Here is a 20,914-nt window from a genome sequence, read left to right as displayed (position 1 = left end):
TACGTGTTCCGCACCCGTTTGCCGGTCTCAAGAAGTGCAAGCACCTCTCTACCCCACGACTTGCATGTATTAAGCCTGCCGCTAGCGTTCATCCTGAGCCAGGATCAAACTCTCCGTTGTAAATGAGTTTGACTTACTGACATCTAAAAATTCTCAAGAGAAAAATTAACGTGTCAAAAATCTAATGTTATTTGCTTTTTGACTTACCTTTTCGTTGTCACAACTTAATGTGACTGAATTGTGCTATTGCTTCCAAACTTTCAAAGATCTTTTTGCAAAACTATCTCCTAAAAGATACCTCACAAACTTGCCAATACTTCCGGACTTGAACCAGACAAGCGCCCTATCGCTGTATCGTATTTATCTAATTCTGAAGAACTTATGACCTCATTTCTACACCCCTCGGTCACCGTTTGGGGTTGCAAAGCTAAAAACTTATTTCCAAACCACCAAATTTATTTTTCTCCCTTTCTTCAAAACCTTTCCAAGAACTATCCCCGTTTTCAATCGGGTTGCAAAGATACAATTCCTTTCCAAACTAACAAAAAAAATTCTATCTTTTTTTTGATGTAACCAATTATGTGTGAAGAACTTACCGTTACTGAAGCGTTTGTTTTTTTGTTTGCCTTATTTAAAGGCGGACTGCAAAGATACAACTTTCATTTTGAATTTTGATACGATCAGCAAAATATTTTTTCAATTTTTTCTAACCGTTCGGTAAGTATAAGCGGAATGTCCAGTAATAGATTTTCTGGAATTCATTATAGTAGTAGATGCTTCTGAAACGCAGACTGAATCAATGTTTCAGAGCTTTGAATCTTTTATTTTCTTCTCAGAGAACTCATCCGTTTCACAAACGGAGTGCAAATATAGAACCTTTTTTAAAACCACCAAACTTATTTGAAAAAAATCATCATTTTTTTTCACTATTGTCCGCCAAACCTCCCCAAAGCCTTTATTAACAAGTTGAAAGCGGGGTGAAGACTGTATTTTGGTTTTGGATTCCAAAAGCAGGGTTATGTTGAGTTAAAGAGTTCTGGTTGCTTAGTCGATGCTTTTCGTTGCTGTTGATAGTGCTTTAAAAGAGTTGCAATGCCGATATAGTTGAACAAATGCAGCCTGACTACGGTTACAAAAACGCTGAAAGCCATTTTGGATTGATGCTGATGATGTATTGTTGATAACAATAACAGGGCGATTAACGCGCACCATATTTGTATCTCTATGGCATTCTGATTGTCTCCCACAAAGTATTGCAGCGGGAAGTTTTGTTTTAACTTTTTGAAGAATAGTTCAATTTTCCATCGATACTTATACAACAGCGCAATAATGGCGGCATCAAGCTCAAAGTTATTGGTAATGAACTCAAAACTACGTTGCTTTTCCTGATCCCACCAGGCTATACGGCGAAGCCTCAGGGTTTGCTCTTGCCCGTCTTCGTCTTTGTAGGTTTGTTCAATAATCGCTTCCTTGAGAATGTTATCGGCAGAAGTGTCATCGTGCAGGCATTCCATTACATTTTTGAAGACAGCGTTATCTTTTTGCCGTGTGATAAAGTAAATACCGGCGTGGGTGAAGGCGGCAAATTGCTTGTAATTGTTATACCCTTTATCAAAAACGATGTAAGAACCTGCTGGCAGGCTTAGCTTTTTGTAAATACGCTGGTCACTATCGGCTGCTGCATCAAACTGAATAAAGAAGGGCATAAGCGAAGCGGCTTCAATAACCGTATTTTTCTTGATACCTCCCTTCTTTTTGCCGTTGGCCGCATATCGGCCCGATGTTTTCAAAATAGCCTTGAACAGCCCGAATACCGTAGCATCCAGCAAAAATAGTTTTTGCAGGATAGCTTTGGGCAGCGTGCTGTCCGACAAAGAAGGCTTGTACTTTTGGTACAGGTCTTCGTAAACGGCTTTAAAGGTATCAGCGGAACGTTCTTTGTTACCATCGCTCAGGGTACTGCGGGGTGGCACATAATTAATACCGAGATGATTAAGCTTGCCTTGTGCAACCCCCAGCCCGCTTACAATCTCCCGCAAAGAGGTGCAACCGGAAAGCACACAGTACAGCATGCTGATAAAGTGTTCATAGAAATGCAGCCGCTTATAATATCGGTTGGCCTTCGTTTTTTCTATTGCAGCAGCAACAGTAGGCCTGGAACACAAAAAAGTTATCTGGGAAAACAGGTGCTGTCCGAAATAATTTGTACTTTGGTTCATATAGTTTACTTGTGTGGTAACTTGCAAACTATAAAAAAGGGGCGGCTTGGCCTACCCCTTTATTTTTTTGTCGGACATCAATGATTTTTTTTCTTCACGCGCTTTTCCGGGCGGGTATTGCCCCTCTTACCGCTACGTCCGCCAACAGCATATCCTACAAAAAACAACGGTACCCGCATTGTTTGAAAACAAAAGACGTCAATAGTAATAGTAACCATGTTCATAGTACCGGGTATCTGCGAATCTATTGAATTTCCATCCCTGATCCCCGGTTTACCATGACGGCATAAACAGGAAGCACACTTCGCTTTATGAATGGGGCGCCTGTTTTCTAATCTTCATTAAAAAGGCACAGCGCATGATTAAACATCCCCGGTCGATTCTGATCGCCAATAACCACCTCAATAGCCTGGGCGGATCTGAAACCTACACCTATACATTGGCAGAGGAACTGGTACGCCAGGGTTTCAACGTAGAGTATTTTACTTTTGATAAAGGGCTGGTATCCGCAAAAATGGAAAAAGAACTGGGCATCCGGTTTCGTCAGAAAAGAAAGTACGATCTGATACTGGCCAACCATCACACCTGTGTAAATCACCTCCGGCTACGCGGTTTTATCATTCAAACATGTCATGGTGTGTATCCCAAACTGGAACAGCCCTCCCCTTATGCCAGCGGATATGTTGCTATTTCGCAGGAAGTAAAAGACCATTTAACAAGAAAGCAGCTGCCCAGCAAGGTTATATTAAACGGGATCAATGTAAACCGGTATACCAGTACGGCTCCGTTGCATACGGAAGTGAAAACTGTTTTAAGTCTCTGCCATTCGAACGAGGCCAATGCCATCATCAAAGCCGCATGTACAGCAATAGGCGCCGACCTTAAAACGCTGAACAAATATGAAACACCCATATGGAACGTGGAAAAGATGATCAATAAGGCCGATCTGGTAGTAGGCATCGGCCGGTCTGCCTATGAGGCCATGGCCTGCGGACGCCCGGTAATTATATTTGATCATCGCTCCTATTTTCCTCCCTGTGGAGATGGGTATGTGAAAGACAAGCTGGAACGAAGCCTCCTCAAAAACTGCTCCGGCAGGTATTGCAACCGGGCATTTTCTGTTCCGGACGTGATCTCAGAAATTAAAAAATTCAAATGGGAAGACGGGAACTACTTCCGCAATTTTGCACTGAACAAGCTCAATATCCGGAACACGGTGGAAGAATACCTCGATTATTTTCAACAACTGAAATATCAGTACTCCGGCTATCAGAAGCTTGCCGTATCTGTAAAAAGATTTTTCAACAGGCCAGCCCTCAAAAAACAGCCGTATATCGTATAGTGTATCCTAAAAAATGATCAGGATTCCGGATACCGCACTTGTGTAAGTACCAGGCCGTGAGCCGGTGCATCAAAATAGGCAGATCCGCATACCGTTTTCTTTATGATTGCCTCAAAGGCTTCCAAACTCAGGGAACCCCGGCCCACGCGTAGCATGGTGGCCACCAGGGCCCGCACCATCCCGCGCAAAAAACGATTGGCCGTTACCTGGTACCGGTATACCCCCTGCTCCAGTGCCCAATGACTTTCCATGAGGTTACAATTGAAAGTTTTTACCTGGGTATTGGTTTTGGAAAAACTGCTGAAGTCTTTAAAGCGTTTTAATAAGGCGGCGGCTTCGTTCATATATGCAAGATTCAGCGGGTATGGATAAAAATAAGCCGTATCTGCAAGAAAGGCATTCTTGAATTGATATACTGTGTACAAATAGCTGCGGCTCAATGCATCAAACCGGCTGTGGGCGTCATCAGCTACCTGCCGCACCTCTTTTATAACGATATCCCCGGGGAGGATGGCGTTCAGATTATAAATCCATTTTGAATCAAAATCCCGGTTCCAGTCGAAATGAAAAAAATTCTGAAAAGCGTGCACACCACTATCTGTACGGGAAGACCCGGTAAGAATCGGAGCCTCTTTAAAAAAGACGGTAAACGCTTTTTCAATCTCCCCCTGAATGGTAGCACCCGTATGCTGGATCTGAAACCCACTATAACGGGTGCCCTTATAGGAAACTTCTAAAAAATAACGCATCGTAACCTTACCGCCAAAGGCTGACAGCGTTCAGCCATCAGTTTTCAGCGCTTAACTATTGAATAAGACTATTGAATTTTTCTTTGTAGTGGGTATCCTTGATCTCTGACTGCAGCGTACTGAAATTTTCCGGATCGGAGATATGGGTTCGCGCTGCATCAAAGAAATTATATTTTCCCGCATTTGATAAGAACATACTGCTGATGTATTTGATCTGTGCAGTGGTGTAACATTTACTCTTAAATGCCTGCCGGGCCTCTTCAATCATCAGATCGTCATTTTCTTTACCGGCCATATCCCGGCGCAGTTTAAGAAAATCGCCTTCCGTTGCAACCGCTTTACAGCTACCCGATACGGCAGCCCTGGGCGCCTCCTTTGTTTCCTTTTTATTAACAGTGCCTTCCTGTGCCATAGCCGGCTTTTCCTTTACCGCAAATTCCTGGTCCTTTTTTGCTGCGGGAGCTGCTTTGTCTGTTGTTTCTTTTACCGGGGCCTTTTCTTCCGGGGCTTCTGCAGCCGCCGGTATTGTAATTTCAATCTGTTCTGCTTTTCCATTGCCGGTACGGTCTTCGTAAACCACCACGGTTCCCGTTCCGGAAGAGTGCTGCGACACTTTTACCACGGCATCTTTGCCAACTTTTGGTGCATTGTTTTTGGAGGTTGCTGCCGCAACCTGCTCCTGCGGCATTTCCTTAGCTGCGCCCGCGGGTTCCTGCTTTGGAGTTTCTTCCTTTGCCACCGGTTTTTCTTCGGGTTTGGGCTGCTCCAGCAAAGAAGGATCATTGGCCGCCTTGGAAAGTATTTTTGTAAAATCGCTTACATTGGAATTATCCACCGCCGGTTGCTGTTGTGCGGGCGGAGGCGTTTGCTGAACAGCCGCTGTTGCCGCCGGTTCCTGTTTTGGAGCTTCCTCCTTTACCACCGGTTTTTCTTCGGGTTTCGGCTGTGGCTTTGGAGCTTCACGACGCGGTTGCGGCTTGGGCGCCTCTGCCTTGGCAAGGGCAGCCGCTTCATCTGCAGTCAGCGGCTTCTGTACATCCATCGACTGAAGGTCGAACAGCGACCAGCCATCCGCACCAAAATTTTTGATCAGGTAGCCTTTATCCTTTGAGTCGATCTTAAACCTGAAGGTCAATTCGGGGGTCTTGTTGTCCTGGAATCCTACTACCAGCCGGTAATCTCCATCCTTCAATTGGGGCAGAATAAGGTAGCCGGAGGAATTGGCTTCAATACGCTGTCCATTGATCTTTATATAAAACGGCTGCGCAGGTTCGGTTTGCAGGTAAACGAAATATTTTGATTGAACGGAGTATTGAGCGAAGGAAACAAAGCCAGCCAGTAAAAAGACGATCGCCAGTAATAAACGCTTATTCATGATGTATATATTGTTCTAAATTGATCCTATCGAAATGATTCTTTCGAACAAAAATAAACGAATAATGCGAGGTGGGAAAGTTTCTGGAAGAATTTGAAAATTTGAAAATGTGAAAATTTGGAAATGGGGAGATATGGGAATGTGAAAATGTGGGAATGAGGGAATGAGAGAATGGGATTGCAGGTCGCACATGGAGTGTCCGGCGTTCGGCGTTCAGCCTTCAGTTTTCAGTTTTCAGCTGATTCCACCGGAGATGCGGCACTGACTTTAAACCCATTTTGGATTAGCCTGGCACCGAGTGTAAGATAAATCTAACCTGGAACCTTGAACGTTAAACCTGAAACCGGCGTTCAGCGTTCAGCCATCAGCCTTCAGTTTTCAGCTATCAGTCGATTCGGCCGTGGCCTGGAAATTGTTTCCTGATCTTTAAAATTTCGTTCATCATAATGTAGCATATGTTCCGATCGCAACTTTTCATTTCTCACTAAATACAGTTATCAGCTGAAAATGTTATAATAGAATGATGAACCAGCACCGGGTGTAAGACAAATCTAACCTGGAACGTTAAACCTGAAACCATTCCCCCCTACCAACTTCCCCCGGCACCGCCACCGCCAAAACCGCCACCGCCAAAGCCGCCGAAACCTCCGCCACCACCGCCGCCGGACCAACCTCCTCCGCCACCACCAGACCAGCCTCCGGGTATGATCCATCCGCCGTTGCCACGGTATCCCCGACGCGAAACGTAGCCTCCGCCGCCGTTTCCGCCGCCACTCATAAAGACTACAAATACAATTACAATGATGATCACCAGGACTACGGTTCCAAAACCAAACCCCTTACCCTGTTTGTGGTAGTTGTCTGGCGCTTTAAACCGGCCGGCTGCCGCCTGTATCAAGGCATCCGTACCTTCATCCAGTCCGCGGTAATTGTCTCCTCTTTTAAAATCGGGGATCATGATCTGCTGGATGATCTGATCAGCCACAAGGTCGGTAATGGCGCCTTCCAGTCCGTACCCCGTAGCAATAAACATTCCCCGGTCCCGGGTGCCGGCATTGATCAGCACCACCACCCCATTGCTGAACTGTTTTTGTCCGCCCACGCCCCATTTCCGGCCCAGGGCAATGGCGTAATCATCTTTAGAATATCCTTTCAGATCATCTACGATCACCACCGCAATCTGGTTGGAGGTACTGTCGTCATAGGCCACCAGCTTGCGTTCCAGTGCATCCGCCTGCTCTTTTGTTATAAAGCCCTTACCATATGCATCTTTTTGGGTAAAATCATTAACCAGTCGCGGCGGATTGGGCGGGTTGGGGACCACGGATTCGACCTGTGCGGAGGAAACCATCGAAACCAGCAGGAAATATAAAAAAAAGAGTTGCTTCATGGGGATCATTAACTTCCAAAAACGATGTCATCCGGGAGTTCATTCTGGTCTGTGGCCCGGTCAAAAGGAAAATACAGGTGCAAACCTTCACCAATCTGGTGGATATATTCACTGATGCCCGTAGCAAAATGCTTTTGGTTGAAATGGGTCAGTATCTTTTTTATCAGACCATTCCAGTACTCCTTCCCGGTTCGCTTATAAATACCTTCATCTCCAAAAATCGCCAGCTGCCGGTCTTTTACCGCCACATACAGCAGTACGGCATTCCGGTCTACGGTGTGCTCCATCTTTAATTTAAAGAATACTTCCGCTGCGCGGTCAACCGGGTCTACATATTTATTATGACTTTCGATGTATACCCGTATCTCGCCGCTGGTACGGCTTTCCGCCTGGCGGATGGCTTCCACGATCTGCTCCTTTTCAGCGCTGGTAAGCACTTCCTGCGGATTTCGGTTAAATAGAGAAAAGGCCACGTTGTCAGAATTTAATTTCAAGATTTTGATCAGCGCCGGCTACTGCCTGAAATCCCTCCCGGGGTTTAAAGCCCAGGATCCCTGCAGCAATATTGCCCGGAAAGCTTCTTACCGCGCTGTTATATACCGCCACGGCTGCGTTAAAATCATTCCGCGCTACCTTAATCCGGCGCTCATTGCCCTCCAACTGGGTCTGTAACCCGCGGTAGGCTTCCGTTCCTTTGAGTGTTGGGTACCGCTCAATAACCGCAATAATCCGGTTGGAAGCTGCGGCCAGCGAGTCCTGTAAACCCGACTGCCGGTTATAATTTTCCGGCGTTGGCTCCCCGCCCAGTCCTTGCTGCGCCCGGCCGCGTGCCTCTGCAACGGCCACAAGGGTCGATTGTTCAAAACCGGCAATCCCTTTAACGGTACTTACCAGGTTGGGCGTAAGATCCAGCCGGCGTTGGTAGGTATTTTGCACTTCACTCCATTGCTGCCGCACTTTTTCATCTTTTTTTACAAAGGAATTGTACGACACCAGGAAATAGATGCCGATCACCGCCAGCACCGCAACAATGATCAGACCGGATTTCTTCATCGGTTTACCCGTTTAGAATTTTACTTTCGGTGCGTTTTCGGAACCCGGATCTGCCTTAAATCCTTCTTTGGCATGGAATCCGAAGATACCACCCAGGATGTTCATCGGGAAGGACCGTACTTTTACGTTATAGCTGTTTACAGCTGTATTAAAGGTTTGCCGGGATGCCCGGATGTCGTTTTCAATCCCTTCCAGCTGTCCCTGCAGTTGTAAAAAGTTTTGATTGGCTTTTAATTCGGGATATGCTTCCACAGTAACCAGCAACCGTCCCAGCGCACTGGTCATCTGGCCCTGTGCCGCCTGAAATTCAGCTAGTTTTTCGGGTGTAAGATTTTCCGGGTTTACCTGTACAGAAGTAGCTTTGGCGCGCGCATTGATCACGTCCGTAAGGGTAGATTTTTCAAAATTCGCAGCTCCTTTTACGGTTTCCACCAGGTTGCCCACCAGGTCATTTCGCTTTTGATACTCACTCTGTACATTATTCCAGGCTTTATTTACATTTTCCTGCTCTTTTACCAGGCCATTGTAGCCATTGCATCCCATAAAACCCAGGATGACCAGCAGAATAACAATGATTAACGTAACTCCTTTCATGTGTTTGTGTTTTTGGATTTGATGAAACAAATTTAAACGAAATAATACACCAAGTTATTAAATTATATGCCATATTCCTCGTTTTCAATCCATCAGATCGGCAAACCCGCCATAAATACCGGCCAAAGGGATGAGGAATGCCCAATACTGAATGTAAAAGTGAAAGCAGCATGTTCCGGTTGAGCGGAGGAATCTGAAGCAGGAATGGCTTGCCGTTCTACATTTTAAATACTCCGTTTGATGTAGCGCTCCTACTTTTCATGCCGGATATTTAATAGGGGCCCCTACACAATGTAGAGACATCCCACGCTTTCGTCTCCTTGAGTAAACAATTTGCGCTGCAAAACCAATGAAGCCATAACAAATCTGCTTTGGGTCAAGCTGTCCGCCGCGGATCAGGATCTGCCTAAATCATGAATAGATGCCGAAACAAGTTCGGCATGACTAAAGTATAATTGATTTTCAATGCGCAAGCAATCTGTCATTGGCAACAATGTCTTGCTGAACTTGTTTCAGCATCTATCCGGCATCTATGCAAGATTCATGCGGATCCTGAAATAAGAATAGACCATGAAATAAACCGCCAATAACATACAATATAACACACTGATAAACAGCCACATTTCATTCTTTTCGCTTCCACTTTTTCTTGGCAAAAAGTGGAGCAAAAGCCAAGGTCATCTGCCGCGGCGGACCGCCGTTTGACCGGCTACGCACTATAGACCCGAATCGAAAAGAAGCAACGTCCCCTTTCCGAAGGAGTAAATCGAAGCACTTGCCGCCTGACTATTATACCACCCTTACTGCGCTGCTTTTTTACAATTATGATTGTCCTTCTGAAAAAGATCTGCCGCCTATCAAAAACTGCCAATGACAGATAGGCTATTGTTTTGAGCATCAACCTTTCTTTAGTCATGCCGAACTTGTTTCGGCATCTACGTAAGATTCATGCAGATCCTGAAACGAGTTCAGGATGACTCCGGGAGTGATTGGCATTACCTCACTGATTCTGCAACACAAAGGAAATACTCATAGATACATCCGTCAAAGACAATATCCTGTAAAACGACTTTCAAAACAGCCTGCTATTCTTTCATAACCGTCTGAAAACATCGATACCCCGGCCCCTAACAGATGGATGGCTGCTGTAAGCTGCATGAGCGCTTACAGCAGCCATCCCCATTTTTATTCTTTTACATTTTCTGCGACTACACCATCTCCTGCATATCCACCAGCTTTTTATAAATCCCCCCCTGGATCTGCATCAGCTCCTGGTGCGAGCCCCGTTCGGCAATTTCGCCTTTATTCAGCACGATGATCTCATCCGCGTGCCGCACCGTACTCAGGCGGTGAGCGATAACCAATGAGGTACGGTTTTTCATCATCTTGTTAATGGCATCCTGCACCAGCCGTTCACTTTCAGTATCCAGCGAAGAAGTAGCTTCATCCAGGATCAGGATCGGCGGGTTTTTCAACACCGCCCGGGCAATTGTAAGCCGTTGCTTTTCGCCGCCGCTCAATTTAGCACCACGGTCACCGATATTGGTATCAAATTGCTCAGGTTTATTTTCAATAAACCGGTACGCATTCGCAATTTTGGCCGCACTTTCCACTTCACTGAGGGGCGCATCGGGATCGGAAAGCGTAATATTATTCCGAATGCTATCGTTAAACAGGATCGGCTCCTGGCTCACAATACCAATCTGTTTTCTTACAGATTCAAGGCTGTAGTCTTTGATATTGACCCCATCAAAAAGAATTTCACCCGAGCTTACATCATGAAAACGGGGTACCAGGTCTGCCAGCGTGCTTTTACCGGCTCCACTGCTACCTACCAGCGCCACGGTTTTCCCTTTGGGGATAAAGAGGTTTACATCTTTAAGGATCGGCGTTTCATTATAGGCAAAGGATACATTTCTGAATTCAATTCCTTCGGTGAAGGCTTCCAGCTTTTTAGTGCCGGTATCTTCCACTTTTTCTGGTGTGTTTAACAATCCCTCAATCCGCTCAATAGCCGCAGCGCCCTCCTGCACCCTGAAGAACGAAGCCGCTAACGACTTAGCCGGGTTAATCATCATGGCAAAAATGGCGATAAAGGAGATCAGATCGCCCGGGCCCAGGCTATTGCCATTCAGAATCAGGTTGGCGCCAAAGTAAATGATCACACAGAGCACCACTACACCTAGCAGCTCCGTTAACGGGGATGCCAGGTCCCTGCGGGCCGCCATTTTTTTATTGATACCCAGTAAGGTATTGTTGAGGGTAACAAACCGGTTGTTTAAAATTTTTTCCGCGGTAAATGCTTTAATGATGCGGATACCCGTTAAGGTTTCATCCAATATAGACAGCGTATCCCCCACCCGAAGGGATGCCGCATTGCTTTGCTTTTTAAGGGTACGGCTGATGCGGCCGATGATAAAAGCCGTTGCCGGTAACAGGATCAATAAAAACACCGACAAACCGGGGCTGATGGCTACCATTGCCACCAGGTAGCTGATCACCATTACCGGGTCCTTGATCAGCCCTTCCATGGCGTTTACGACCGAACTTTCCACCAGGTTGGCATCGTTCGTCATCCGGCTCATGATATCGCCTTTTTTCTGTTCGGAAAAATAGCCCACTGGCAGGCTCAATACTTTGGCGTAAAGATCATTTTTCAGGTGAATGATGATGGAGCTCCTTACCGGTACTGAAATCAGCGAGGACACATACAACAACAGGTTTTTCAGGAAAACGGATACAATCACCAATATACAACAAAGCAGCACCGCATGCATTTGCTGACCGCTGTTGACCAGTTTCGACAGCTCTGCTCCAATATAGCGCCCGCCCGGAAGTTTGTTCAGTATATTTTGCCCCCCGATGCCATCCACCTTAAAAATAAGGGACATCAGCGGTGCCAGCATCCCCAGGGAAACCACGGACAGTGAGGAAGCAATAATCGTAATAGAAATATACAGGATGATCTTTCCCTTGTAATACCCGATATATTTGAAAAGCCGGCTAAATTTTTTTAAACCCATTCGCGTTCATTGATTAAAACGCGCAAAGTTACGAGAAAAAGTGGCATTTGCTGTCTTTAGAATAGCGCAGCCAGTCAGAGATGCCTGATAAAAATATTTCCTATTTAAATTTTGTAATATACTTTTCCCGATATATATTCGTAAAGTAAGCCCTGATAAACATTCACAACAATATTATGAAAGAACCATTTACCAAACACTGTTATGTCCCTTTAAGCAGGGCAAAGCATTTCTATTGTAATAACCAGAAATATAGGCATTTATGTGATCGTTTTACATCAGCCTTCGTCTCAACGACACATTGATACTAAAATTATTAATCTCCCAATAACAACCAAGTCTTTTATTTAATCTTTAACTTTTAACAAATGAAAAAAAACATGTTTATGGCATTTGCTATTGCATTAGCGTGCCAACTGAGCCTTTCCAGCTGTAAAAAAAATACGGTTGACACCAAAGGCCAAAAAGAAGCCGCGAGCAATGCTCAAAATCAGGACAAGGTTTTGATTTTTTTATCAACAGTATTAAACATCCCGGTATCCAAGATTCACGTAGACCAAGCTACTGAAGAATTTTACATTTCGGACACTGGGTTCCGGATTAAGATTTCTGAAGCCACTGACAGATACAACTCTGCTAATATTTACAAAGCCCAGTATGAAAAATAATACACCATTAATATTAACAACATGAAAAAACTAATTCTTTATTGCCTATTGATCTTCCCCTTTATTGCGGCCAAAGCAGATCCCGTTATAACAGCATTCACTGCAACGCCATCAAATGGCAATAATATCCGCATCACCGGGAATAGCTTATCTGTAAATTTTTATCTCCTGGCCGCCAGAAGTTACCCGCCCCAGGGAGGGAGCAGCTTTGAACCAGGAACCATTACACTCAGATTGGTTTACAAAACAAGTTCCGGCCAAATTGAACCCATAACAGATTATAAAACTTATAATGCTTCAGACTATAATAATGGAGCATTCCTGGATATCCATATCGATAACATCATCCTGCCAAGCAGCAGCATCGGAAAAACACTAACAGCTCAATATTCCTACTGGAGCTCAACCGCCGGGCAAACGCTTGGTCCAATGCTCCTAAATGGATATTATTCAATTATTGGGAATCCGGCTGCAGACACAACTACCATTAGTTCTATACCAATGCCCATTATACTAAAGGCCAGCAACACCCTGGCCGTTTTTGCAAAAACAGCAAATAACAATGCCGCTTACAAGTCAAGAACCTCCTCTGACTGGACTGCATGGCAAGATTTATCAGGACCTATTAAATATACTCCCATCGCATTAAGTAAGGACAACTATAACGTTGACGTCTTTGCTATCGGTACTGATGATCATCTATACTACAAATGGAAAAATAGTGCCAATGTATGGTCTGGATGGAATAATTTCGGTGGAAATTTTGCTGCGGCACCTGCCGTTGTTAGCCGGGGAGGATTTTCTATTGAAGTATTTGCAACCGGTTTGGATAATCATATATATTATAAATGGTGGAACAGTACAAACAGCTGGTCCGCATGGAATGATTTCGGTGGAAACTTCGCATCGGCTCCTGTAGCAATCAGTAAAAATCAATATAGCATTGATGTGTTTGCGGTTGGCACTGACAATCATTTATACTATAAATACTGGGGAAGTCCAAACGGATGGTCAGCGACTTGGACCGATTTCGGCGGAAGTTTTGCAGCACCTCCCGCAGTTGTTAGCAGAGACGGTAATAGTATCGATGTCTTCGCTGTAGGTACAGATGGACATTTATATTACAAGTATTGGAGCATCAATAGTGGGTGGTCGAGCGCATGGTATGATTTTGGCGGAAATTTTGTTTCCACACCCGCAGCTGTAAGCCGCGGTGGAATTACCCTCGAGGTGTTCGCTACTGGATCAGATAATCATTTGCATTATATGTGGTGGAGCAGTGCAAATGGATGGTCTACCTGGAATGATGTCGGCGGTGATCTCAACTCTGCTCCTGCTGCCATAAGCAAGGATGCCCAATCCATCGATGTTTTCGCCCAAAGTACCAATAACAGTTTAATTCGAAAGTCGTATACAAGTTCAGGATGGTCAAATTGGGAGACCATATCAGGATATTAACAAGTATTTCGGGAACACTATTCTGATTCTGCTATTCTAAGACCTAGGTTCGTTAATATATTAACAATTTATAGACCACAATCTTAATAAAGAGGCAATACCAGAAAATTGATATTGCCTCTTTTTATATTCCTGAGCCAACGAAACAGACTGAATATGTATCTGTGACCTAATTTCGTCAGGATTACGCGCACCAGCAATTATCATCCAATGGATGAAGATATCGCCAATTTTTGTCCTCCACTCTTCCATAACTTAAACGACTATTTTGCCAGTTATCGACATCCTTTTTTGTTAAAGAAAATAAAAAATATTTTCTTTCTGTTGCATTTCCCTTTTCCCAAACGTTGCTATACCATGGATGAGCTAATCAAAAGTTGAAACTTATTGCAGCATGAAATTAGTAAGCATTATTATCCCCTACTACAATAATGTCGATACCATTGTGGAGTCGGTTAACTCCGCCCTCAAACAAACACATTCCCGCATTGAAATCATTGTTGTTGATGATGGCTCAAAGATACCACTGACAGATATTCTTCCGACTGAGGTCAAAAACAACCCTCATGTTAAATTGTTACGTCAGAATAATACCGGGCCATCCGGGGCCAGGAACCTGGGCGCACAAAGCAGCAATGGTTCCTTTTTTGTTTTTCTTGATGCCGACGATAAACTCGCTCCACATTATGTCAGCTCCTGTCTAGCAACCTTTGAGGAGAAGAAAAATATCAATATAGTATATAGCGAGGCCGCCTATTTTGGAAAAAAGAAAGGCAAATGGGAGCTGCCAGTCTACAAGTTCGAAAATTTCCTCTTTTGTAACTGTATTCCCATTTTTGCGATGATCCGGCGCGAACATTTTTTTGCGGTGTGTATGTTTGATGTTCATCTAAGATATAATGAAGATTGGGACCTTTGGCTAAGAATGATCGCAAAGTTTGGCGGTGTTTACCGTATTCCAAAAGTGCTTTACTTTTACCGGAAGCGGCATGCCGGCAACTCCCTAACCGATATGAATGACGAAACTCAAAACAAAATCGCCGAAAAAAATCATCTTTATATCTTTTATAAGAATTTTGAAATCTATGAAAAAGCTGGTATCAATCTTTTCCAGCGGATCATGTATGCGCCAGACTTCCGGGAAAAATATTTATCCCTTCGAAAGAAATACTACGGTATATGGTACAAAAAAATATTCTATGCACTAAAACGCCGCAAGCCCTGGATGAGCGATATTGAGCAATTTCAATGACAGCTGCTCATGTGCGCTTCTCTATTACTGCTACCCGCAAATTGAACTACCTGTAACGGTCGCTGCCTGTTTTTAATAAACAGAGATATTAGTATTTTGTACTCATTAACAGGTTTCAACAATGTTATCAATCGTTATTTCTTCATACCGGGAAGCCTTTTATACAGCAATTGAAAACAATATCGCTGCCACTATAGGAGCAGAAATACCTTACGAGCTTGTTCAGGTGAAAAACCCGGGGTCGATGAGCGTGTGCCAAGCCTATAACAAGGGTTTGGAGCTTTCCCAATACCCGTATGTACTTTTTCTGCATGAAGATCTGTTGTTCAACACCTCCGGGTGGGGCCGCACCCTTTTGCAAATTTTTAAACAAAACCAGCAAATTGGCCTGATCGGTGTGGCCGGAGGATTGTATAAATCCAAAGCGCCTTCCGGTTGGTGGGATATTGATGACCGTGCTAAATATATATATGTGCGCCATGGGAATAAGGAAGAAAACGAACCCATGCATTATGGGTTTGGGATACATACCCACGAACATATCGTAAGGGTGTTATCATTAGACGGGCTGTTTATTGCACTAAGAAAGTCAACCGGCCTGCGGTTTAATGAACGTCTGAAAGGCTATCACCAATATGATCTAGGCATTTCTATTGATGCCCATTTGAAAGGCTATGAGGCGGTTTGCACGGACCTTATTGACATCACACATTTTTCGATGGGAAATGTAGACAAAAGCTGGATCGAAAGTGCTGATGTTTTTTTTGACCTCTACGCCCGCCATTTGCCTTTATATATTTCATCTAATACAACCCTCCGGCAAAAAAAACAGCTGGAAACGGACAATTATATACAATTCATCAATAGCGCCTGGGCCATGGGCCTGCACCGTATGGCATGGAAATACTGGTGGCAGCTTTTTAAGCTAAACCCAATCTCCCAAATCCCATTCAAACTTATAAAAAGATTCAGGCAGGAACGGATAAAAAACAAACCTACATAAGCCTTTTTTTTAATACCTCCAGGTAAGCGTAACCATAACGGGTATCCGGTTCTACATAATTCCCCTCAGCCCACTCATTCCATGATTTCAAAATCATAAATCGCTCGCAAAGACCTTTTCTATTAATATAGTCAATCGATTTTTGCACCTGAACATCAAACAACTCCGGTGTTGTATTTTGAATTACTACACCGTTCTTTCCACTCCTGGGTGTGTTATCCCAATTGGGCAATACCATGGGATATACATCTGCCTGGTGCTCTTCAAATGTCATTTCCTCCACCATTACCTGCTGATCCAGACAAATAGGCTTTTTCCGCCCGTTCGCCCCTATTCGCTTGTATAAAAAATGTTGCTGCTTTTTTTGCTGCTCCTGTTTCGACGCGGATATAAACTTTTGCATTAGCTTATTATATGCAAACGTAATTTTCCCGTCAAAGCCATCCGCCGAGAAATCCCAGCTATCCGGATTTTTATTTGATGCCATAATGTAGAGTCCATTAAAACCCCTTCTGATGACTTCCGCTCTTAACTTATCGGTATATTCTTTAGGATTTGGCAAATCAAGTCCATCGTATATAATAATTAATGGACAATCATTCACACGGATATACCGAGGGTCATTAAATAAGGCTTCCAGGTAATCAAAATGTAATGCTATATCATTGTCGCCAGGATATTCCTGCCGGATCAATACTTTGTCGGGACTGCCATGCCAAATACCACTCCAGGTTTCATTGGCCCAGCAAATACAAAAAGGGAAATCAGGGGTTTTAGAAGCCAATACTGCTTTTAAAGGCTGATCCAGCAGATGTCTTCCATTACCAAACCAGTAATGATAATAAATGAACCCATATACTCCATGGTCCCGGGCCATTTTAGCCTGGGCCGCTCTTATTTCCGGCACCCTTAAATCATAATACCCCAGGTCTGCAGGAAAAACCGGCTGACGATGTCCTTTAAATAAAGGAACAGCCTTGGTTACGTTTGTCCACTCTGTAAACCCCTTACCCCACCACGCATCGTTTTCGGGTATCGGGTGATACTGTGGAAGATAAAAGGCCAGACATTTTATATCTGTATTGTTCTTTTGCGCTTTCATATATTTTTTAAAATTAAATTATAATTTAAAAATAGGTTTCGCTTATATAAAGACTTCTTCATCTGTCGGTTATTCTTTGCCTATTACCGCGGTAATCAGATTTTAAGCGAATACGCATTAAATCGAAAACCAGGTTGGGGTGTATTGTTTTTTACTTCAATAACTTCCAACATTCATCAACAAATATTCCTTTTTCTTCCAAAAGCCAGTAACATTCTGTTTTCACTAATATAGCATATGCTTTAATTTCCAATGCTATTCAAGTCTCTTTTATCAAAATATTTTATACAAATTTATCCGGCCAAATGTTTCTTCAAAACATCCAGGTATGCATAACCATGCACAGCATCCGGCTCTACATAATTGCCTTCCGCCCATTCGTTCCAGGACTTTAGGATCACAAATTGGTCACTCATTTCCCTGCTATTGATATAGTCAACCGCCTTTTGAATCTGCGCTCCAAATAGTTCCGGTGTAGTATTCTCTATCACTAATCCGTTATGACCGCTTCTTGGTGTGTTATCCCAGTTGGGGAGTACCATTGGATATATATCGCCAGACTGCTTTTCAAACCGAATGCTCTTTACAAGGGTCCGTTGATCTATACGGGTAACACCCCGATAGCTGCTACCTAAAAACATTCTTCGAAAGAAGCGACCTACCTTTTTAGGCAGCTGCTGTCGCGACTTTTTCATTAACCGGTATTGCGCTTTATTGTAGGCATAGGAAACTTTCCCATCAAATCCGGCTGCCGTAAAATCCCAATTATCTGCGTTAATATTGGATGCCAGGATATACAGTCCCCCCAGTCCTCTTCGAGTCGCTTCCGCCCGAAGTTTATCTGTATAAGACTTACTATCCGGCAAACGAACACCATCATAAATCATAAATAACGGAAGTCCATTAACCCGGATATAGCGGGGATCTTCAAAAAGCCTTATCAGACAATCAAAATGCTGCACGATATCTTCATCGCCTGGATATTTTTGCTGAATCAGTATTTTATCGGGTGCCCCGTGCCAGATACCGCTCCAGGTTTCATTAGCCCAGCAAACACAAAAGGGAAAATCTGGCGTTCCGGACGCGATCACCTCTTTCAATGGCCGCTCCAAAAGTTGTTTTCCATTTCCAAACCAGTAATGATAATAAATAAACCCATATACTCCATGCTCCCTGGCAATCTTCGCCTGGGCCTCCCTTACTTTAGCGACCCTTAAATCATAATATCCCAGCTCTCCAGGAAACACCGGCTGCCGGTGCCCTTTAAATAAGGGTCTAGCCTTCGTAACGTTTGTCCACTCGGTAAAACCTTTTCCCCACCACTCATCGTTTTCAGGTATAGGGTGATATTGCGGAAGGTAAAAGGCCAGGCATTTGATATCCGTATTGTTCTTTTGCGCTTTCATATGTTAAAAAAATCAAATTATAATTAAATAGGTCTTGCTCATATAAATATTCCTTCAACGGATTTACGCACGTTTTCAGGAGTATACCGCCGGATGGTGTTCCGCGAATTTTGGGCTATTTTGTTCCAGCGTTCCTCATTATCGTACAACTCAAGAATAGCCTTGGCAAATGACTCCCCCGTATTCGCCAGGACGACATCCTCATCCACAACAAGCCCCATACCTTCAATGCCAATATCTGTGGAAACAATCGGCAAACCATATTCCATAGCCTGTCCTATTTTCCCTTTCATCCCGGCTCCGTACCGGAGCGGCGCCACAAACAGGCGGCTATTATAAAAATAAGGAGATACATCATGCAGATATCCCGGCACCTCGATCCGGTCCGATTTCAAAGCAAGCACTTCATCCGGGGGGTTGCTTCCCAATAGAATAAGCCGCATACCCGGTTGCTGCTTCCATACCACCGGCATAATTTCGCGGACCAGCCACAATACTGCATCTACGTTGGGCAGATGATCATAGCTTCCGATAAAGCAGATCCCCTCACGTGCCTCAAAAGCAGGTAACCCTTCCAGTTCTTTTACGGAGTGTATATTGGGGATCACTTTTACGTTCCTGGCACCGGCCTCTGTCAACATATCTTTTTCCTGCGGCGTTACCACAATGGTGATATCCGCCTCCTGTGCAAAGCCAAGTTCCTTTTTCTTCAGCGCATCGATCGCCTTTGGGGTCACGTCTTTTGATGGTCCATAAGCCAGGGAACGCTCTAACCGCAGATAATGCAGATCGACCGTATCGTAAATCCAGGTGATCTTTTTATGCGTCCTGATCAATGGTGCGTATGCCTCATTCAAATGGGGCCGTGCAATCCACGCATAATCGATAACCGGCAAAATTTCATGTAGCAATGTTTCCTTTGATCTCGATGATTCTGGTTCATAAATCATCCGCACGCCCCGGGTAACCAGCTCCGAATAATAGGGATCTTCTCCGCCACCATATTCAGCCATATAATACACATCAACATGCAGCTGCAAAAAGATCCTGATCAATTCATAGATCCGGCGCGACCCTGAATCCTTATCATAAAAAGGGAGGTATCCTTCAATAATCAATATTTTCTTCCGGCCTTCTGAAAATTTGTCCTCCTGCGCATCAAACGCCCGGCTGTTTGAAAAGCGATCCAGGAAGGGTTTCCATGCTGCAACAAAAATTGTGGCATTCTGTGCCTGGTGGCTGTTCACGTTTCCATTTTCAGCCCGTTTTCCCGAACTGATCCCTTCAAAATGGATCACCTCCGCCAAAGGCTGATAGAACACTTTTTTCCCCAGTTTAAAACGCATCGCAAAACAGAGGTCTGTGTCCTCATAGTATGCCGGTGCATATTTTTCATTAAACCCACCTAAAGAAAAAAAGTCCGGAGCCTGTATTAAAAGGCAGGCGCCAGAACAATAATCCGTTTCCCGCAGATAATTGTACTTATAATCCCGGGCATCCATCGATCTTCCAAAATTAGCGGGCTCGCCGGCTGCGTTCACCAGCCCTCCTGCTTCCTGCAACAGCCCGTATGGAAATACCAGCTTGGCGCCCACAATACCGGTATTGTCATGCGTGTTAAACACATCGAGCATATGGTGCAGCCACCGCGGCCCCACCAACGTATCATTATTCAGGAAACAGATATATTCCGAGGTTACGGTTGCTGCCGCTTTATTACAGGACCGCAGAAAGCCCATGTTCTGGTCATTCTGTATGAGCGTAATATTTTCATACTGTTGCAGGCAGGATGCCGTTTCATCGGTAGAGCCATCATCCACAACAATTACGCGGTAACTTATATCCGAAGTATTTTCAATAATGGATTTCAGGCAGCTATAGGTAAATTCCCATTGATTATATACCGCAATAATAATGGTTACCAATGGCGCCTCATTTCGGGGAAATTCAAGCGGACGATAAAATGGCAGCTTAAGGGGCACTTCCGCTCTTTTAAAGTTATGAAACCCCAGTAATTGCGCTACAAGATTCTTTAGTTTACCGTTGTAATGAATTTTGTGTGGGTATTTATTAAACCGGAAGACAAGGATGATTAAACAAAAAAAACGCGCGAATAGCGCCTGTATAAATGTGGAATCCAATAATCGTTTTTCGGTTCCTTCTTTCCACAGGTAATATTTTCGCACCAGCCGGAAACATGCCGTATAATTGATCCGGTCGATTCTTTGGGTAAACTTTCTTGAACTCATTATATCCTTATTTCAGCAAGGCTGATATCAA

At 44.1% G+C, this 20,914-nt stretch carries 16 protein-coding genes and 1 rRNA gene; 5 read left to right on the top strand and 12 right to left on the bottom strand.

Features of this window, described 5'->3' with window-relative positions; all coding sequences use genetic code 11:
- Both Q1V85_RS02565 and Q1V85_RS02560 read right to left on the bottom strand, forming a co-directional pair.
- Window positions 1–120 (bottom strand): 16S ribosomal RNA (locus tag Q1V85_RS02565); the annotation flags it as partial.
- A gap of 896 nt (window positions 121–1,016) precedes the next feature.
- The gene (locus Q1V85_RS02560) at window positions 1,017–2,219 is read right to left on the bottom strand and encodes an IS4 family transposase (RefSeq protein WP_300597123.1); all 1,203 of its coding nucleotides are present in this window, start codon (window positions 2,217–2,219) and stop codon (window positions 1,017–1,019) included.
- 358 nt (window positions 2,220–2,577) lie between these two features.
- Here Q1V85_RS02560 and Q1V85_RS02555 point away from each other — a divergent pair, with 358 nt between their 5' ends.
- Window positions 2,578–3,561 carry a UDP-glycosyltransferase gene (locus Q1V85_RS02555; RefSeq protein WP_300597121.1) on the top strand — a complete coding sequence of 328 codons (984 nt, stop codon included), beginning with the start codon at window positions 2,578–2,580 and terminating at the stop codon, window positions 3,559–3,561.
- Between the two features lie 17 nt (window positions 3,562–3,578).
- Here Q1V85_RS02555 and truA read toward each other — a convergent pair whose 3' ends face one another.
- The 7 genes from truA to Q1V85_RS02520 form a co-directional block, all read right to left on the bottom strand.
- Entirely contained in the window at window positions 3,579–4,310 is a 732-nt protein-coding gene (gene truA / locus Q1V85_RS02550; protein WP_300597119.1) for a tRNA pseudouridine(38-40) synthase TruA, read from the bottom strand.
- Between the two features lie 55 nt (window positions 4,311–4,365).
- Window positions 4,366–5,685, bottom strand: coding sequence for a DUF4476 domain-containing protein (locus Q1V85_RS02545; RefSeq protein ID WP_300597117.1), 1,320 nt, complete (start codon window positions 5,683–5,685; stop codon window positions 4,366–4,368).
- 586 nt (window positions 5,686–6,271) lie between these two features.
- A complete protein-coding gene (locus Q1V85_RS02540; protein ID WP_300597115.1) occupies window positions 6,272–7,075 on the bottom strand; it encodes a YgcG family protein in 804 nt (267 codons plus the stop codon).
- A gap of 8 nt (window positions 7,076–7,083) precedes the next feature.
- The gene (locus Q1V85_RS02535; RefSeq protein ID WP_300597113.1) at window positions 7,084–7,548 is read right to left on the bottom strand and encodes a TPM domain-containing protein; all 465 of its coding nucleotides are present in this window, start codon (window positions 7,546–7,548) and stop codon (window positions 7,084–7,086) included.
- A gap of 4 nt (window positions 7,549–7,552) precedes the next feature.
- The gene (locus Q1V85_RS02530; protein ID WP_300597111.1) at window positions 7,553–8,128 is read right to left on the bottom strand and encodes a LemA family protein; all 576 of its coding nucleotides are present in this window, start codon (window positions 8,126–8,128) and stop codon (window positions 7,553–7,555) included.
- A gap of 12 nt (window positions 8,129–8,140) precedes the next feature.
- Window positions 8,141–8,722 carry a LemA family protein gene (locus Q1V85_RS02525; RefSeq protein WP_300597109.1) on the bottom strand — a complete coding sequence of 194 codons (582 nt, stop codon included), beginning with the start codon at window positions 8,720–8,722 and terminating at the stop codon, window positions 8,141–8,143.
- 1,208 nt (window positions 8,723–9,930) lie between these two features.
- Window positions 9,931–11,745, bottom strand: coding sequence for an ABC transporter ATP-binding protein (locus tag Q1V85_RS02520; RefSeq protein ID WP_300597107.1), 1,815 nt, complete (start codon window positions 11,743–11,745; stop codon window positions 9,931–9,933).
- 368 nt (window positions 11,746–12,113) lie between these two features.
- Here Q1V85_RS02520 and Q1V85_RS02515 point away from each other — a divergent pair, with 368 nt between their 5' ends.
- The 4 genes from Q1V85_RS02515 to Q1V85_RS02500 all read left to right on the top strand — a co-directional run bounded on the left by Q1V85_RS02515 (window position 12,114) and on the right by Q1V85_RS02500 (window position 16,126).
- Window positions 12,114–12,413 (top strand): hypothetical protein, encoded by a 300-nt coding sequence (locus tag Q1V85_RS02515; protein WP_300597105.1) that lies wholly within the window; start codon window positions 12,114–12,116, stop codon window positions 12,411–12,413.
- Between the two features lie 21 nt (window positions 12,414–12,434).
- Window positions 12,435–13,871 carry a hypothetical protein gene (locus Q1V85_RS02510; protein WP_300597103.1) on the top strand — a complete coding sequence of 479 codons (1,437 nt, stop codon included), beginning with the start codon at window positions 12,435–12,437 and terminating at the stop codon, window positions 13,869–13,871.
- A 394-nt stretch (window positions 13,872–14,265) separates the two neighbouring features.
- Window positions 14,266–15,123, top strand: coding sequence for a glycosyltransferase family A protein (locus tag Q1V85_RS02505; RefSeq protein ID WP_300597101.1), 858 nt, complete (start codon window positions 14,266–14,268; stop codon window positions 15,121–15,123).
- A gap of 121 nt (window positions 15,124–15,244) precedes the next feature.
- The gene (locus Q1V85_RS02500) at window positions 15,245–16,126 is read left to right on the top strand and encodes a glycosyltransferase (RefSeq protein ID WP_300597099.1); all 882 of its coding nucleotides are present in this window, start codon (window positions 15,245–15,247) and stop codon (window positions 16,124–16,126) included.
- Here the strand turns inward: Q1V85_RS02500 and Q1V85_RS02495 are convergent.
- The 3 genes from Q1V85_RS02495 to Q1V85_RS02485 form a co-directional block, all read right to left on the bottom strand.
- Entirely contained in the window at window positions 16,119–17,228 is a 1,110-nt protein-coding gene (locus Q1V85_RS02495; protein ID WP_300597097.1) for a glycoside hydrolase family 99-like domain-containing protein, read from the bottom strand. The genes Q1V85_RS02500 and Q1V85_RS02495 overlap by 8 nt on opposite strands.
- 293 nt (window positions 17,229–17,521) lie before the next feature.
- Entirely contained in the window at window positions 17,522–18,634 is a 1,113-nt protein-coding gene (locus Q1V85_RS02490; protein WP_300597095.1) for a glycoside hydrolase family 99-like domain-containing protein, read from the bottom strand.
- A gap of 38 nt (window positions 18,635–18,672) precedes the next feature.
- Window positions 18,673–20,883, bottom strand: a complete 2,211-nt coding sequence (locus Q1V85_RS02485; RefSeq protein WP_300597093.1) for a glycosyltransferase — start codon at window positions 20,881–20,883, stop codon at window positions 18,673–18,675.
- Window positions 20,884–20,914: the final 31 nt, after the last annotated feature.

The sequence above is a fragment of the Niabella sp. genome (assembly GCF_030150205.1).
Taxonomy (GTDB): Bacteria; Bacteroidota; Bacteroidia; order Chitinophagales; family Chitinophagaceae; genus Niabella.
The sequence above is the reverse complement of the archived record's forward strand: the minus strand, read 5'-3'. Positions and strand labels throughout refer to the sequence as shown.

Coding starts and splice junctions, on each gene's coding strand:
- Q1V85_RS02560 (WP_300597123.1), bottom strand. CDS start 2,219: ATGAACCAAAGTACAAATTATTTCGGACAGCACCTGTTTTCCCAGATA.
- Q1V85_RS02555 (WP_300597121.1), top strand. CDS start 2,578: ATGATTAAACATCCCCGGTCGATTCTGATCGCCAATAACCACCTCAAT.
- truA (WP_300597119.1), bottom strand. CDS start 4,310: ATGCGTTATTTTTTAGAAGTTTCCTATAAGGGCACCCGTTATAGTGGG.
- Q1V85_RS02545 (WP_300597117.1), bottom strand. CDS start 5,685: ATGAATAAGCGTTTATTACTGGCGATCGTCTTTTTACTGGCTGGCTTT.
- Q1V85_RS02540 (WP_300597115.1), bottom strand. CDS start 7,075: ATGAAGCAACTCTTTTTTTTATATTTCCTGCTGGTTTCGATGGTTTCC.
- Q1V85_RS02530 (WP_300597111.1), bottom strand. CDS start 8,128: ATGAAGAAATCCGGTCTGATCATTGTTGCGGTGCTGGCGGTGATCGGC.
- Q1V85_RS02525 (WP_300597109.1), bottom strand. CDS start 8,722: ATGAAAGGAGTTACGTTAATCATTGTTATTCTGCTGGTCATCCTGGGT.
- Q1V85_RS02520 (WP_300597107.1), bottom strand. CDS start 11,745: ATGGGTTTAAAAAAATTTAGCCGGCTTTTCAAATATATCGGGTATTAC.
- Q1V85_RS02515 (WP_300597105.1), top strand. CDS start 12,114: ATGAAAAAAAACATGTTTATGGCATTTGCTATTGCATTAGCGTGCCAA.
- Q1V85_RS02510 (WP_300597103.1), top strand. CDS start 12,435: ATGAAAAAACTAATTCTTTATTGCCTATTGATCTTCCCCTTTATTGCG.
- Q1V85_RS02505 (WP_300597101.1), top strand. CDS start 14,266: ATGAAATTAGTAAGCATTATTATCCCCTACTACAATAATGTCGATACC.
- Q1V85_RS02500 (WP_300597099.1), top strand. CDS start 15,245: ATGTTATCAATCGTTATTTCTTCATACCGGGAAGCCTTTTATACAGCA.
- Q1V85_RS02495 (WP_300597097.1), bottom strand. CDS start 17,228: ATGAAAGCGCAAAAGAACAATACAGATATAAAATGTCTGGCCTTTTAT.
- Q1V85_RS02490 (WP_300597095.1), bottom strand. CDS start 18,634: ATGAAAGCGCAAAAGAACAATACGGATATCAAATGCCTGGCCTTTTAC.
- Q1V85_RS02485 (WP_300597093.1), bottom strand. CDS start 20,883: ATGAGTTCAAGAAAGTTTACCCAAAGAATCGACCGGATCAATTATACG.